At 36.8% G+C, this 14,983-nt stretch carries 18 protein-coding genes; 13 read left to right on the top strand and 5 right to left on the bottom strand.

What is annotated here, in order from left to right; translation table 11 throughout:
- Positions 1–66 precede the first annotated feature (66 nt).
- The 3 genes from Q2U82_RS11405 to Q2U82_RS11395 form a co-directional block, all read right to left on the bottom strand.
- Positions 67–1,065 (bottom strand): T9SS type A sorting domain-containing protein, encoded by a 999-nt coding sequence (locus Q2U82_RS11405; protein ID WP_410004992.1) that lies wholly within the window; start codon positions 1,063–1,065, stop codon positions 67–69.
- An 84-nt stretch (positions 1,066–1,149) separates the two neighbouring features.
- On the bottom strand, positions 1,150–1,767 hold the full coding sequence (locus Q2U82_RS11400; protein WP_410004991.1) for a trimeric intracellular cation channel family protein: 618 nt from the start codon (positions 1,765–1,767) through the stop codon (positions 1,150–1,152).
- On the bottom strand, positions 1,764–2,489 hold the full coding sequence (locus tag Q2U82_RS11395; RefSeq protein WP_410004990.1) for an RDD family protein: 726 nt from the start codon (positions 2,487–2,489) through the stop codon (positions 1,764–1,766). Before Q2U82_RS11395 ends, Q2U82_RS11400 begins: the two co-directional genes overlap by 4 nt.
- 40 nt (positions 2,490–2,529) lie before the next feature.
- Here Q2U82_RS11395 and Q2U82_RS11390 point away from each other — a divergent pair, with 40 nt between their 5' ends.
- The 8 genes from Q2U82_RS11390 (at position 2,530) to Q2U82_RS11355 (ending at position 10,321) form a co-directional block, all read left to right on the top strand.
- Positions 2,530–3,504, top strand: a complete 975-nt coding sequence (locus Q2U82_RS11390) for a stage II sporulation protein M (protein ID WP_410004989.1) — start codon at positions 2,530–2,532, stop codon at positions 3,502–3,504.
- The gene (locus Q2U82_RS11385; RefSeq protein ID WP_410004988.1) at positions 3,479–4,405 is read left to right on the top strand and encodes a hypothetical protein; all 927 of its coding nucleotides are present in this window, start codon (positions 3,479–3,481) and stop codon (positions 4,403–4,405) included. Before Q2U82_RS11390 ends, Q2U82_RS11385 begins: the two co-directional genes overlap by 26 nt.
- Entirely contained in the window at positions 4,398–5,123 is a 726-nt protein-coding gene (locus Q2U82_RS11380) for a hypothetical protein (protein WP_410004987.1), read from the top strand. Before Q2U82_RS11385 ends, Q2U82_RS11380 begins: the two co-directional genes overlap by 8 nt.
- Positions 5,113–6,300, top strand: a complete 1,188-nt coding sequence (locus Q2U82_RS11375) for a DUF4350 domain-containing protein (RefSeq protein ID WP_410004986.1) — start codon at positions 5,113–5,115, stop codon at positions 6,298–6,300. The genes Q2U82_RS11380 and Q2U82_RS11375 overlap by 11 nt, the downstream gene beginning before the upstream one ends.
- A 4-nt stretch (positions 6,301–6,304) precedes the next feature.
- Positions 6,305–7,297, top strand: a complete 993-nt coding sequence (locus Q2U82_RS11370) for an AAA family ATPase (RefSeq protein ID WP_410004985.1) — start codon at positions 6,305–6,307, stop codon at positions 7,295–7,297.
- A gap of 110 nt (positions 7,298–7,407) precedes the next feature.
- Entirely contained in the window at positions 7,408–8,715 is a 1,308-nt protein-coding gene (locus Q2U82_RS11365) for a DUF58 domain-containing protein (RefSeq protein WP_410004984.1), read from the top strand.
- Positions 8,716–8,818: 103 nt separating this feature from the next.
- Positions 8,819–9,250: a DUF2141 domain-containing protein gene (locus tag Q2U82_RS11360; RefSeq protein ID WP_410004983.1), complete on the top strand. Its 432-nt coding sequence runs from the start codon at positions 8,819–8,821 to the stop codon at positions 9,248–9,250.
- A 132-nt stretch (positions 9,251–9,382) separates the two neighbouring features.
- Complete coding sequence (locus tag Q2U82_RS11355) at positions 9,383–10,321, top strand: hydrogen peroxide-inducible genes activator (RefSeq protein WP_410004982.1); 939 nt, start codon at positions 9,383–9,385, stop codon at positions 10,319–10,321.
- Between the two features lie 87 nt (positions 10,322–10,408).
- Here Q2U82_RS11355 and Q2U82_RS11350 read toward each other — a convergent pair whose 3' ends face one another.
- Complete coding sequence (locus tag Q2U82_RS11350) at positions 10,409–10,606, bottom strand: hypothetical protein (protein ID WP_410004981.1); 198 nt, start codon at positions 10,604–10,606, stop codon at positions 10,409–10,411.
- Positions 10,607–10,789: 183 nt separating this feature from the next.
- Positions 10,790–11,245 (bottom strand): DUF4442 domain-containing protein, encoded by a 456-nt coding sequence (locus Q2U82_RS11345; protein ID WP_410007156.1) that lies wholly within the window; start codon positions 11,243–11,245, stop codon positions 10,790–10,792.
- Positions 11,246–11,378: 133 nt separating this feature from the next.
- Here Q2U82_RS11345 and Q2U82_RS11340 point away from each other — a divergent pair, with 133 nt between their 5' ends.
- The 5 genes from Q2U82_RS11340 to Q2U82_RS11320 are packed head-to-tail and all read left to right on the top strand — an operon-like array spanning position 11,379 to position 14,878.
- Positions 11,379–11,876, top strand: coding sequence for a DUF4870 domain-containing protein (locus Q2U82_RS11340; protein ID WP_410004980.1), 498 nt, complete (start codon positions 11,379–11,381; stop codon positions 11,874–11,876).
- Positions 11,860–12,045, top strand: coding sequence for a hypothetical protein (locus Q2U82_RS11335; RefSeq protein ID WP_410004979.1), 186 nt, complete (start codon positions 11,860–11,862; stop codon positions 12,043–12,045). The genes Q2U82_RS11340 and Q2U82_RS11335 overlap by 17 nt, the downstream gene beginning before the upstream one ends.
- The gene (locus Q2U82_RS11330) at positions 12,042–12,380 is read left to right on the top strand and encodes a PadR family transcriptional regulator (RefSeq protein ID WP_068762633.1); all 339 of its coding nucleotides are present in this window, start codon (positions 12,042–12,044) and stop codon (positions 12,378–12,380) included. The genes Q2U82_RS11335 and Q2U82_RS11330 overlap by 4 nt, the downstream gene beginning before the upstream one ends.
- Positions 12,377–14,140: a PspC domain-containing protein gene (locus Q2U82_RS11325; protein WP_410004978.1), complete on the top strand. Its 1,764-nt coding sequence runs from the start codon at positions 12,377–12,379 to the stop codon at positions 14,138–14,140. The genes Q2U82_RS11330 and Q2U82_RS11325 overlap by 4 nt, the downstream gene beginning before the upstream one ends.
- A gap of 18 nt (positions 14,141–14,158) precedes the next feature.
- Complete coding sequence (locus Q2U82_RS11320) at positions 14,159–14,878, top strand: head GIN domain-containing protein (protein ID WP_410004977.1); 720 nt, start codon at positions 14,159–14,161, stop codon at positions 14,876–14,878.
- Positions 14,879–14,983: the final 105 nt, after the last annotated feature.

Raw genomic sequence — 14,983 nt, 5'->3', positions numbered from 1 at the left:
CTCCACCAACTGTGGAGGTTTTTGTGACACGGACTCTTTGACTGCGGTAAGGGCAGGCTTCTTGACTTATTGTTTGATAAATTTCTCGGTAAGCGATTTGCCGTGAGCGGTTATTTGAATGAGATACAAACCTGCTGTTAATTGTGAAACATCAACGTTTTTTGATGAAACTTCCATTATCAAAATTCCTTGAGTGGTATAGATTTTTACGCTTTCAACATTTTCTTTTGATTGGATATTCAGGAAATTTCCTGTTGGGTTTGGGAATAGTTGAAAATCTATTGTTGTGAAATCTTGGGTGCCTATTAGACAGCTTTCGCTGTAGCTTGCGGTTTCGTCTTTGCACCAGCCGTTATAATTATTCGGATAACCGCAAGGTTGGCTATTTGCAAAAATAACATCATCAACTTGGATACAAGTTAGATTGGGATTGTCGAAAACTTGCATAGTTCCAATTATGGTATTATTTCCATTTTGAAGGTTTAAGCTAATTAATTCATTATTCCAAGCGTACAAACTATATAGATTTATGTTCTGGGATAAATCTAAAGTTGATATCTGGTTAAAATCGATATCAAGCTCTTGTAAATTTGGATTATTAGAAACGTCCAATTCCTGTAAAAGGCAGTTATGGGAATATAAGAATTCCAAACTTGGATTTGAGGTAACATTCAATGTTTGCAGAGGATTGTCTTCACTCCATAAAAATCTTAAATATGGATTGTTTGTGAAATCAAGTGTAGTAATTTGATTTTCATAGCATTCCAATTGCTCAAGTTTTGTGTTTTGAGAAATATCTAAAATCTCTATCTGATTTTTATTACAGTACAACTTAACTATATTGATAAAATATTCTAATCCTTCCATGGAAACAATTCCAAAGTCATTTACTCTTATTTGATTAGCGGCTTCTGCTTCAGAGACTTGTATTTCACCATCATTGTTGATATCAATTCCATTGTTTGTTATCAAAGCATTCTTAAAATTAGCATCCGGAATATTCACAATCTGTGCATTTGCAAAACCACAGATTAAAAAGAAAAATAGAACGTAAATGTTTTTCATATAAAAGATTTTGGGCAGCTTAATTTTCATCACAATATATATTAAATATTCTTCTAAACTTTTAAACTCCTCGACTCATAGACTTCACTCCAACTCTTCATTCCTATAAATACTAGGTAACGAAAGCTTAAAGTAAACAGCAAGCAAGCGAACAATAATTACAATTGAGCCAGAGATTATCACAATAAAATCTTCTTTTAATGGGGTGAAATGTAAAAGAAAGTAGGCCGAAGCACCCAAGATACAAGCCGTTGCATAAATTTCCTTTCTGAAAATAATAGGGATTTCATTACAGAGTATATCGCGCAGCACACCTCCAAAACAGGCCGTCATTGTTCCCAAAGCAACGCAAATTATTGGATGAAAACCTGCCGCAATCCCCTTCTCCACTCCAACTATAGTGTATAATGCAATTCCAATAGTGTCAAACAAAAACAGCGAACGCCGAATATAACCCAATCTTTTTCTAAAAACTACCGCAAATACCGTGGAACCGAAAATAACATATACATAAGTAAGGTTACGCATCCAAGCTACGTTTGCATCAATAAGAATGTCGCGTAATGTTCCGCCGCCAACAGCAGTTACAAAAGCAATTATCAAAATTCCGAATGGATCCAAACGTTTGTTGAGCGCCGTAAGCACTCCTGAAATTGCAAATGCAACGGTTCCGAGAATATCTATGAGTAATATTAGCTTCACATGTTCTGGGTAAAATGGTTATAATCGCGCAAGACGGTATCTATATATTGTTTGTCATATAAATCTGAAGAAGTCTCCAAAACACTTTCCACTTTTTTTCGAAGCGCGTTCAAGGTTTTGAAATCACTTGATTTTATTGCAATAAGATACGTTTCTTTTATAAGCCTTGCGTCTTTATCAGTCAGTTTGGTTACATTCAAAAACTTCGGTTGGTAATCTTCTGCTATTTCTTCTAAAATGGTGTGACTTATTTTTACTTTGTTTTTGGTGCTTATCACAACAGTTCCCGCAGCGTGGTCACCAACACGCTGTCTTCTGTCAGAAAAAATTATTGAAAGCAAACCAATGGATCCCAAAAAGATCCAAATATCTACCAACCGAAGCATCCATAGAATCATATAATCGCTCCACCGTGCTGGGCTTCCATCAAGCTTAACAACACGCGTTTTCATCGCCATCTTGCCTACTGTTCTTCCATTGAAAAGAATGTGCATATAGAGCGAATAAAACATTACTGGCAAAAGCATTAATTGTTGCAGTCCAAAAACAGTCCAATTATCGCTAAAAGCCATATTCATTGCTTCCGTGGCTAATTCAACAATATAGAAATACACGAAAAACAGAAATAGGTCTATTAAAAAAGCTAGAATACGTTCGCCTACACTAACTATTTTATAGTCTAGGTTTACGTTTTGAGTTGTATTGATTTCTAAGTTTGCCATGTAAAAGCAAGTGGTTATATTTATCCAAAAATTTCAACAGATGCGCGAAGCGGCATTCGTCAAGCAAAATAAGGAAAAATGGATTGCTTTTGAAAAGGCAATCACACTTAATTCAAAAATAAGTCCAGACCAGCTTGCCGACCATTACATTCAACTCACCAACGACCTTGCTTATGCGCAAACCTATTATCCTGACAGCAAAGCGCTTCAGTATTTAAATTCATTGGCATCTCAAGCGCACCAAAAGATTTATAAGAACAAAAAAGAGTCGAAAAATAGAATCGTAAGTTTTTGGAAATATGAATTTCCGCTGTTTTTTAGACAGCACCAGCGTATGTTACTCTTTTCGTTTTTGATTTTCGCAATAGCTACTGCAATCGGCGCAATTTCTGCTTTAAATGATGACTCTTTCGTTCGGTTGATTTTGGGAGATGGTTACGTAAACGAAACATTAAACAATATTGACAAGGGCGACCCAACGGCCATTTACAAAAGTGGCAGCGAAATCGGTACTTTTTTGGGAATCACAATTAACAACATTCGCGTAGCATTTTTGGCTTACGCTTTTGGTGTTATCACTTCTTTGGGAACGGCTTATTTACTGTTCAGCAATGGTGTGATGCTCGGTGCCTTTTTTACGTTTTTTTACAACCGCGATCTACTTTTCGAAGCTTCAAAAAGCATTTGGCTGCACGGAACTATTGAAATTTCAGTAATCGTAATTGCTGGTTGCGCGGGAATGGTGATGGGCAACAGCATTCTTTTCCCAAAAACATATTCACGGAAAGTTTCCTTTTTGAAAGGCGCAAAGGACGGACTTAAAATTGTGGTCAGTACGATTCCATTTTTCATAATTGCCGGGTTTATTGAAGGGTTCATAACCCGTTATAGCAATATGCCCGTTTGGTTGGCAATGACCATTATTTTTAGTTCCTTGGCACTTATTATTTTTTATTACGTTATTTATCCAATCATCCTCAACAAAAAGCATGCAACACAAACATATACCGCTTAAACAGCAACGCGATGTAGGCGAAATGATCACGACCTATTTCGAGTTTTTTAAAAAGAATTTCAAGCCATTTTTAAATATTTTCATAAGCTACAACGGAATTTTTATTCTTGGTTTTTTGGGAGTAAGCTATCTTTTGGTAACTGGTTTTGTTGGCACTTTTGTAAACACGCCCGCTTATGGAATAGAAGCAGACAATTCAAGCTATCAAGCTTATTTTATTGTTGGGGTAGTTGGTTTTGTTATTCTATTTCTTATCACTGCACTACTAAATTATAGCCTCGCGGCAGTTTATATGATTCAATATGAACAAAACAAAGGCGAAGCTGTGGAAAAAAGAAAAGTCTGGGAAATGATAAAACTAAACCTCGGAAAAATAATTCTCTTCGTTATTTTGGCGATGTTTATGTACGTAGTTTTAATGATTTTTGGCGTTGTAATCTCCTTCATTCCACTATTGGGGACGATTGCTTATTATATTATGATTTTGGCCTTTATGAGTTGGATGGGACTATCCTTTATGGCGATGCTGAACGATAACAAAGAAGTAACCGACGCTTTCGGTGAAGGTTGGAAGTTGATGAGAAAGTTCTTTTGGAAAAGTGTGCTTTCAAACCTTGTAATCGGTATGTTACTTGGTATTTTAATGATGGTGGTAATGATGATTCCTGGAATTTTGATAGGCATATACGCCTTCCATTCCTTGGACACGGGCGTTGACCTTGCCAATTCGCCAGTTGCAAATCTAATTTGGACGCTGGCACTTTCATTTGTTTTAATACTATATACCATCAACCAGTCGCTATCGCAGTTTGTAAACGGAATTCTCTATTATTCCCTTCACGAAGAAACCTATAATGAGGCCACTCGTGAACGTATTGATAACATTGGCGCTGGTGAATAGATTTCTCCTCATATCATTTTTCCTATTGAATACTTTTTTTGCAACTGCAACTGTGAAAGATAGTTTGACCGTTGCAGTGGACAGCAGTAAGATAGTTCCAAAACATTTTACTGAAAATTTATCCGAAAAATATTCCGGAAGTGATTTTGACTACGACTCCATGGAAGGCGAAGCCGAAAACTTTTTGGGAAGGGCCATCAATTGGTTTTTCAACAAACTTGGCGAACTTTTCGGTATCCATCTTTCGCCCGAAATGTATCAAGTAGTCAAATTCATTATTTATGGATTGCTCATCATTTTTGCGGTTTATATTTTGGTGAAACTGCTCGTGGGCGATAATGCTTCGTCATTTTTCAGCCGAAAAAGTAAAATGGTCGCACCGCTGAATATTCAAGAGGAACATATTGAAAATGTAGATTTGGACAGCTACATAAAAAATGCTCTAAAGGAAGAAAATTACCGATTGGCTATACGATATATGTATCTGAAATCACTGAAATTGCTATCGCTGAACAATATTATCGATTGGCATTTTGAAAAAACAAACAGTGATTATTACCGCGAAATTGCAAGTGAAAGTTTGAAGGAGAACTTCAAAAAAACATCTTATTTGTACGACAATATTTGGTACGGCGAATATGCGCTGGACAAAGCAGGATTTGAAAACGCCAAAAAAGATTTTGAACGCTTAAACCAAAACTTGAAAAATGCTGGATAAACGTTCAAAAAGAGTACTATGGGTTTTCGGGATTGCGCTGCTGGGCATCGTGATTACGGAGCTCGTGCGCCCAAAACCTATCGATTGGCGCGCCAGTTACATTTCTACGGACAAAATTCCGTTCGGCGGATTTGTGCTTTTTGAGGAAGCTCCTTCCCTATTCAAAAATGCCGAAATAGAAAAGATTGTCAAAGACCCCTACGAGTTTTTGACGGACAGCACCTATGCGCAAAATTCGGCCTATATTTTTATCAATGACGAAATATTCTTTGATGAAAGACAGACCGATAAAATTTTAAAATATGTGGAAAACGGAAACACAGTGTTTATCGCTTCCCGTAGCATTGGTTACATTCTGCGGGATTCCCTGGGCATCGAATCCACGGCCAATTACAATATTTTGGAAGAAGAAATTCGCCCTCAATTTTTCTCGCCTTCTCTAAAGCAGGATTCGCTTCCCGCTTTCAAAAAAGGCGTTTTTAAAGCTTCATTTAACGAAATTGACACCTTAAAAACCACGGCCCTGGGATATTATGAAAATGCCGAAAGTGTATTGGGAGATTTGAATTATGTGAAAGTAAACTTTGGAAAAGGACAGTTTTTATTGCACAACCTACCCGAAGCTTTTTCAAATTATTATCTGCTGAAAGGAAACGAACAATACGCCGCCAACGTACTTTCATACATTGATGCAGACAAAATTTATTGGGACGAATATCTGAAATCCGGCAGAAAAGTAGTCACTTCGCCAATGCGGTTTATCTTGGACCAAGCGCCGCTCACTTGGGCCTATTATGTTTTGATTGGCGGATTATTGATTTTTGTACTTTTCAAGGGAAAAAGGGAACAGCGGATTGTGGAAGTGATTGAACCGCTGGAAAATACTTCGGTGGAATTCACCAAAACCATTGGCGATCTCTATTTTCAGCATAAAGATTACAGCAATATTATTGCGAAAAAAATCACCTATTTTATGGAAACCCTTCGCTCAAAATATTATTTGAACACAAATGAAATTACGGAAGATTTCATCAAAAAACTGGCATTAAAAAGTGGAAACACGTTGGAAAAGACCCAGAAATTGATGCACTTAATAAAACATTTAAAAGAAAAATCAATCCACAGCGAAGCCGATTTGCTGGAACTGAACAAGCAAATAGAAGCATTTAGACTATAAAATTATGGAAGAAACACAGGAAAATCCGTTGGAATTCAACTCGCGAATCGATTTAAAAAATCTGCAGGAAGCTGTTGAAAAAATAAAAGCTGAATTAGGCAAAGTAATCGTTGGTCAACACGATATGCTGGAAATGCTTATCATTTCAATATTGACTGACGGCCATTCACTAATTGAAGGCGTGCCGGGCGTTGCGAAGACGTTGACCGCAAAATTATTGGCAAAAACATTGGCGGTAGATTTCAGCAGAATTCAATTCACGCCAGATTTGATGCCGAGCGATATTTTAGGAACTTCAATTTTCAACGTAAAAACAAGTGAATTTGAATTCAAGCAAGGCCCCGTTTTCTCAAACATCGTTTTGATTGACGAAATAAACCGTGCGCCAGCAAAAACACAGGCCGCACTTTTCGAAATTATGGAAGAACGCCAAGTAACGATGGACGGAACGGAATATAAAATGCAACCGCCATTTTTGGTTTTCGCCACCCAAAACCCTGTGGAACAAGAAGGAACGTATGCTTTGCCCGAAGCGCAATTGGACCGTTTTCTTTTCAAAATAAATGTGCCTTATCCAAGTTTGGAAGAGGAAATCCATATACTTGAAAACGAACACAACCGGAAAGATGCTTTCGTCTTGGACAGCGTGACGCAAGTTTTAAATGCAAAGCAAATTGCCGAATACCAACATACTATAAAACAAATAATTATTGAAAGTAATTTGCTGAAATACATCGCAGCAATTGTGGACAATACGCGGACCAACGCCAACTTATTTTTGGGCGCCTCGCCACGCGCTTCGCTTGCAATAATGAACGCTTCCAAAGCATTGGCTGCAATGAACGGCCGCGATTTTGTTACACCGGACGACATTAAAAAAATAGCTCCTTCGGTTTTAAGACACAGAATTATGCTAACGCCAGAGCGCGAAATGGAAGGAATAACGGCAGATAAAGTGGTGCAACAGATTATTGAGACTATTGAAATTCCGAGATAATGAGTAATGAGTAATGAGTAAAAAACTATAATTTAATGTCACCCTGAGCGCAGTCGAAGGGTTTTAAATTGAAAAACCTAAAATTGAAAAGATTTCTAAAAAGCCTATACTTGAAAAAACGATTTTTTGTAGTGCTGTTTTCGCTGGCGGTTCTGTTTGTGGTTTCGTACTTCTTTCAGGAATTGTTTGGCGTGGCCAAGCTTTTGTTCTATTTGCTTTTGGGAGTTTTTGTTTTCGATATCTTCTTATTGTATCGAAATAAAACTGGAATTCAGGCACAGCGAATACTGCCTGAAAAACTTTCCAACGGTGATGATAATTCCATTGATATTAAGGTCGTAAATAGGTTTCAGTTTAAAACTTCCGTGAAGATTATTGACGAATTGCCCATTCAATGGCAGATTCGTGATTTTAAAATTGAAGCTATTTTGAATGCTTCCGAAGAAAAGAAGTTTACATATCAAGTGCGACCTTCGGAACGTGGCGAATATCATTTTGGAAATCTGAATATCTTTTCCTCTACGGTTTTGGGATTGGTTACCCGGAAACAACAGTTTTCCGCGGAAGCGATGGTTCCAAATTATCCTTCGTTTCTTCAGCTAAAAAAGTATGATTTTATTGCTTTTACAAATAGATTGAAACTTTTCGGACTTAAAAAAATCCGAAGAATTGGTCATACCATGGAGTTTGAGCAAATAAAGGATTACACTTCCGGCGACGATGTGCGGAACATAAATTGGAAAGCCACCGCAAAGCGAAACAGCCTGATGGTGAACCAATTTCAGGACGAGAAATCGCAGCCGGTTTATTCGGTAATCGATAAAGGAAGGGTGATGAAAATGCCTTTCAACCAATTGAGTTTGCTGGATTATGCGATTAATGCTACGCTTGTTATTTCAAACATAGTCCTCAAAAAAAACGACAAAGCCGGAATGTTCACGTTTTCCCGAAAAGTGGAAGACCGTGTCATCGCGCAACGGCGAAGTGCACAAATGCACCTTATATTGGAAACACTTTACAACGTGGAAACCGATTTCTCGGAAAGTGATTTTTCGCGATTGTATGTTGATGTGAAGCGACATATCAAGCAAAGAAGCCTGCTTTTGCTCTTCACAAATTTTGAAACAATGGATGCTTTGCACCGTCAGTTGCCGTATTTGCAGGCAATTAATAAAACGCATCTTTTGGTGGTTATCTTTTTTGAAAACACCGAATTGAAGTCTTTTATGCATAAAAAAGCAACCACGACCCATCAAGTTTTTGAGAAGACGATTGCTGAAAAATTTATTTATGAAAAGAAACTGATAGTTAACGAGCTTCACAAATACGGCATCCAATCCATTCTTACCGCGCCGGAAAACCTTACGGTGAACACCATTAATAAGTATCTGGAAATAAAGGCTAGAGGTCTTTTATAACATTTCAGCAAGAAAATTCGACAGTTGGGATATTGCTTTTTCTTTCAAAAGTGAAGATTTTGGACATTTGATTCATAATTCAAACACACTAAAACGTATTCTTATGAAAACAATCATCGCATTAATCGGATTCACATTTTTCACCCACTTTGTAAATGCCCAAAACGATACGGCCTCAACTTCCGAAGGAACAACCATAACCGTAACGGTTCCAGTAACTAGTGACGAAGGCAACGTTCTGTTGGGCCTTTATACGGAAGACATATTTTTAAAAGCCGCGCCAATGAAAAGAGCAATTGCCGAGATTATTGACGGAAAAGCCATTGCAACTTTCGAAAATGTAGCACCCGGAACTTATGGCATTTCATTGTTTCAGGATAAAATTGGCAACAAACAAATGGATTTTGATGTGAATGGAATGCCGCTGGAGCCTTACGGAATTTCCAATAATATAATGAGTTTCGGCCCTCCACAGTGGAGCGATGCAAAATTTGAGGTTGGGAATGAACCCATTGAGATGGAAATTAGAATGTAAAACTTTAGAAATAGAATTTGAAAAGCCCGAACTAAAATATCGGGCTTTTTGTTATAAATAAAATCTTCGTTTTTAAATATTTTGATAGTTTTTTTTGATATAAAAACTATCTTTGTTTAAATATTTAATGAAATGACAATCACCCAACTTAAATATGTTTTGGCTGTAGCTGAACACCAAAACTTCACGAAAGCAGCCGAAAAAACCTTTGTTACACAACCAACTTTGAGTATGCAAATTCAAAAGCTGGAAGACGAACTTGAAATCCAAATTTTCGATAGAAGCAAAAAACCAATTGAGCTTACCGGCGTTGGAAAAAAAATTGTGGAGCAGGCCCGAAACATCGTCAATGAATCGGAACGGATGCAAGATGTGGTAGATCAGGAAAAGGGTTTTATTGGTGGAACTTTCAAGCTTGGCATCATTCCTACGGTAATGCCTACGTTGCTGCCTATGTTTTTGAAGAATTTTTCAAACCGTTATCCAAAGGTGCAGTTGAAAATTGAGGAGCTGAACACAGACGAAATAATAACTAAAATCAACGATGGCTATTTGGACGCGGCAGTTGCAGCCACTCCGCTTGGCCATGAAAAAATTAAGGAAAGGGTTTTGTATTATGAACCTTTTGTGGGCTATATTCCAGAAAGCCACAGGTTGTTTTCAAAAGAAAAATTGGAGGTAAACGATCTTGATATTGAAGACATTCTTCTTTTGGAAGATGGCCATTGCTTCCGCGATGGAATTATAAATCTTTGCAAAGCTTCAAAAAATGGGGGAAGTGAAAAATTTCAATTGGAAAGCGGCAGTTTTGAAACGTTAATAAAACTTGCCGACGAAGGTTTAGGAATGACGCTTCTGCCCTATTTACATACTTTGGATATTTCTACTTCACAATCCAAGAATCTAAAATATTTTAAGGAACCTTCACCTGCACGGGAAGTGAGTTTAATATACAGTAAAAGTGAACTTAAAATGCAAATTATAAATGCACTGTATGACATAATTTCTGGCGTAATCCGTGGCGCGATTGCTTTTCAGGATGTGAAAATAATTAGTCCAACTAAAAAGTAGCGGGGTTTGTGTTATTAGCAACACAACTTAATAACACTTTACACCTAACCAATAACTAAAAAATCCCGCCAAAAAGGCGGGATTTTTTTATGGGTTTAGATAAATTAAACATTGATTTAATTGGGGGTTCTGCTTGATAAGCGAATCAACCCAGACTTTAAGTTCTTCTACTTCGTAGGGAAGCAATCTGGTTAACGCTTTTTTCAATTCCTTGCAGAACAAATTGACGTCAAAACTTACTTTTGAAAGTACAGCTTTGGTGTAATCAAACATTGCTCTTGCCATAGCTAATTGAGGTTTAGTAAAAATTAAGTAGCTTTTTAATAATAGGCGAAGGTTTTATGGATTAATTTGATTTAAATATAACAAATAAATGTCAATTAAATTCTCTTTGAGTTCTATTAAGACCTGTTAAAGATTTGTTAACGCTTTAAATGTCCCTTTATAACTATAAAATACATTGAAAATTTATTTCTTGATTTTCACAGTCCATTCAAATTCAAATACAGAAACAAGCTCACCAGCACTATCTTTTCCTTCAGATTTCATCCAGCAAGTTTGCCCCTCTTCTGTGCTTATTGCTTTTTGAATTGCATTATTAATTAAATCACCGTCATTACAAACAAATATGATCCTGCCTTTTGCTTTTTTTGAAAATGTACCTTTATTATTAGCAACAAGCATCGATATATTTTGATTGCTTTCCTTTATTTTGGCCATTACCATTGCTCCGGTACTGAGTTCGGCAGCCATTCCCTGCACCGCCCAGAACATAGATTTAAATGGGTTTTGATTAATCCATTTGTGTTTTACTGTGGTAACGCAAGTAGTTTTCGAAATTGATTTTACCCGCACGCCAGTAAAGTATGCGGACGGTAATTTGAATAATAAGAAAGTATTGATTTTACTTGGGCTGAGTTTCATTTCATATAAATATAACACGAATATATTCAATAAATTGGTGACTTCCTATTTGTTAAAATTGTGTTAATTTTAGTACTATGCGTAACACACTACTATCTTTTAGACATATATTTGTATAAGAAAATAACAAGCTATGGAAACTACAATTTCAGAAAACCAAAAAAACATAAGTGCATTCATTCACTTGTCTACTTTTTTAAAGTACTTTTTTCCGTTTGCGAATTTTATCGCTCCTTTATTGATTTGGACTTTTAATAAAGAAAAAGCTTTTGTGGACGAACACGGAAAACAAGCTATCAATTTTCAGTTGAGCGTTTTGATCTATACTATATTAATAGGTCTAATATGCCTTCCCTTCTTTATCATTTTCGCCACAGATTTTATTTCATTGATAGAAACAATCGATCATAGTGCTGGACATTTTTCAGTGAACAACATTCAAAATCTGTCTGGTTATATATTGTTGTTTGGGTTGGCAATTTTGTTGCTCTTGGCATTGTTCGTTTTTGAACTTTATGCCGTGATCAATGCTTCCATCCACGCTTCGCGCGGACAGCTTTATAAATATCCACTTAGCATTCAATTTATAAAAACCAATCTTAACCCTATTCAAAATGAGCACATTAGTTAGTTACCTATTGGCTGCCATTTTGCAGTTTATAGGCGTAAGCATGCCGACGGAACAGGAAACTGTTAGCACATTGACTCATCAACAATGTGAAGAAACCGCAAGCGTGCTACCTTATTCATTCATCATCAATAACGAACAGGAATTAAAAACAAGTAAAAACGAATTATGAAAATCGAAAACACAAAAGCGCAGATGCGAAAAGGGGTTTTGGAGTTCTGCATTCTTTCCGTTTTAAAAGACGGTGAAGCTTACACTTCAGACATTCTTGAAACCCTTAAAGACGCAAAAATGCTTGTCGTGGAAGGTACAATCTATCCGCTGCTCACAAGGCTTAAAAATGCGGGATTGCTTTCCTACCGTTGGGAAGAATCTACCAGCGGACCGCCACGAAAGTATTATGATCTTACCGACACCGGTAAATTATTTTTAACCGAATTGAACGATACCTGGGCAGAATTGCAACAGGCCGTAAACAAAGTAACCAGCGAAAAAAACACAAAATGAACAAGACAGTAAATATAAATTTGGCAGGCACTTCGTTCCACATAGATGAAGATGCCTTTGGGAAACTTTCGCGCTACCTGGACGCCATCCGTAAATCGCTAAAAGGTGCTGACGGAAGTGAAGAGATAATGCAGGACATAGAAGCCCGCATAGGCGAACTTTTTTCTGAAAAAATTGAAAGCCCATCCCAAGTAATAACCTTGAAAAATCTGGACGAGGTGATTGCTGTTATGGGACAGCCGGAAGATTATGAAGTTGATGACGAGATTTTTGAGGATGCCCCTTCTTCGTCAAAAACATATTCAAAATCTCGCGGAAATGCTTCACACAAACAACTTTTTAGAGATATTGACAACAAATATATTTCAGGGGTTTCCTCTGGTCTGGGCCATTATTTTGGGATTGATGCAATTTGGATCCGTCTTCTATGGATACTGTTGATTGTTGCTGGTTTTGGTTCTCCAGTGGTTGTCTATATATTATTGTGGATTTTGGTTCCGCCAGCACTTACAACTTCAGAAAAGTTGCGAATGACTGGCGAACCAGTCAACATTTCAAACATTGAACGAAAATTCAAGGAAGGTTTTGACAATGTTGCAGACCGTGTAAAAAACGTAGATTACGACAAATACGGCAACAAGGTAAAAAGTGGTGCATCCAGTTTTGCAGATAGTTTGGGAAACGTAATCATGACACTCTTTAAAGTTTTTGTAAAGTTTATTGGAGTGCTGATAATCATCGTTGCTCTTTCTACTATTATTGGACTGGTAGTAGGTTTTTTCACATTTGGTTCCATAGATTTTTGGGGCAATTCTGAAATAACTGAATACATTGCTCTGGTTGATACCACCAATGTTCCAATATGGCTGTTAGCACTGTTATCCTTATTCGCAATCGGCATTCCATTCTTTGTGCTCTTTGTTTTAGGTCTAAAACTTTTAATCAGTAACCTAAAATCTATGAGCTCTACCGTAAAAATATTACTAATTGTGGTTTGGGCTTTATCCGTAATCGGTTTGGCTATCTTGGGTATAAAACAAGCAACCGAACAAGCTTACGATGGTAATTATATTGAGGAACAAGTAATTGCCATAAACACTGGAGATACCTTAAGAATCGCCATGCGTGCCGATAAACAATTCAGTTATGAAGTGAGACGTAAGAATGGTCTAGAGTTAAAATACACCGAAGATGATAAAAGAATAATCTATTCTAATGACATTATTGTAAACATAAAGCCTTCAAAGGATTTAATCGGGAAAATAGTAATTGAAAAATCTGCTGAAGGAAACAATCAACTCGATGCAAAAAAACGAGCTGAAGCCATAGAATACAAATATTCTTTTGAAAATAATAGTTTGATGCTCGATGGGTTTTTCATTACAGATACCAAAAATAAATACCGTGACCAGCAAGTTGAAATAACGGTATATGTGCCTGAGGGAACCGTTGTTTATTCTGAAGAAAATGCAGCTTCCTATTATAGTTATAATTCAGATTTTGCTGAATTGAGCGGATGGGATTATGAGGCTCATTATTTCAGAATTCTTAAAAACGAAGCTGAATGTCTTGATTGTTATGAGAAAGAAGAAATTATGGAGCAAATGGATTCTACAGAAATTAACAATTCTGAAGAAATTATAGACAGCGTAAAAACCATTAAGAATAAAGATTGGGAAGAGGAAGTGAAAGAAGATTTCAAAAATAAAAGCACCGCTTCAAATAACACAAGTGAAACTATAACCATTACAATAGACTAATAACCAAAAACAAAAGATATGAAAACAACAACCTTTATTACCGCAATGGGAGCAGCACTTATTTTAAGTTCCTGCAACCTTAATATTAATACTGGAGAAAACGGCAATGGAAAAGTTGTAACTGAAGAACGTGCTGTCACTTCAGATTTTACCGAAGTGCGTGGCAGCGCAGGATTAGACGTTTATCTTACTAAAGGAAGCGAAAATAAAATTGTAGTAGAAGCTGATGAAAACCTGCTTCAATATATTGAAACCGATATTGAAAATGGAAAGCTCCACGTTACCACTTCTGAAAATATTGGGCATTCAAAGGCAAAAAAAGTATATATCACTTTTAAGGAACTAAATACTGTCGAAGCCAGCAGTGGCGCTGATGTAACTGGAAATTCCGTAATAAAAAGTCAAAATTTGACACTCAAAAGCAGTAGCGGTGCAGATTTAGAAGTTGAAGTTTTTGCTCAGGATTTAATTGCGAAAAGCAGCAGCGGCGCAGATTTAAAAGTTTCAGGAAAAGCCACATCCTTAAATGCAGATGCTTCTAGCGGAAGTGAATTGGATGCAAAGGAACTTTTGGTAATCAATTGCAATGCTGAAGCTTCAAGCGGTGCAGAAGTAACAGTAAACGTACAGGATAAACTGGAAACCCACGTTAGTAGCGGCGGTGATATAAACTATTACGGAAATCCAGTTTCAGTAAATTCAAACAAAAGTCATTCAGGGAGTGTACACAAAATGTAAAGCTATCGACATTTCTTTATTTTATTAAAAAACACCTTGAATTGCCAAAAAAGGCTTAACAGTAACTTAAAAAACTGTTAGGCCTTTTGTCATTTATAATAATTT

The sequence above is a fragment of the Aequorivita nionensis genome, assembly GCF_046352995.1.
In the GTDB taxonomy this organism is placed as follows: Bacteria; Bacteroidota; Bacteroidia; order Flavobacteriales; family Flavobacteriaceae; genus Aequorivita; species Aequorivita nionensis.
Note: the sequence above shows the minus strand (reverse complement) of the source record. Positions and strands in the feature narration are given on the sequence as shown.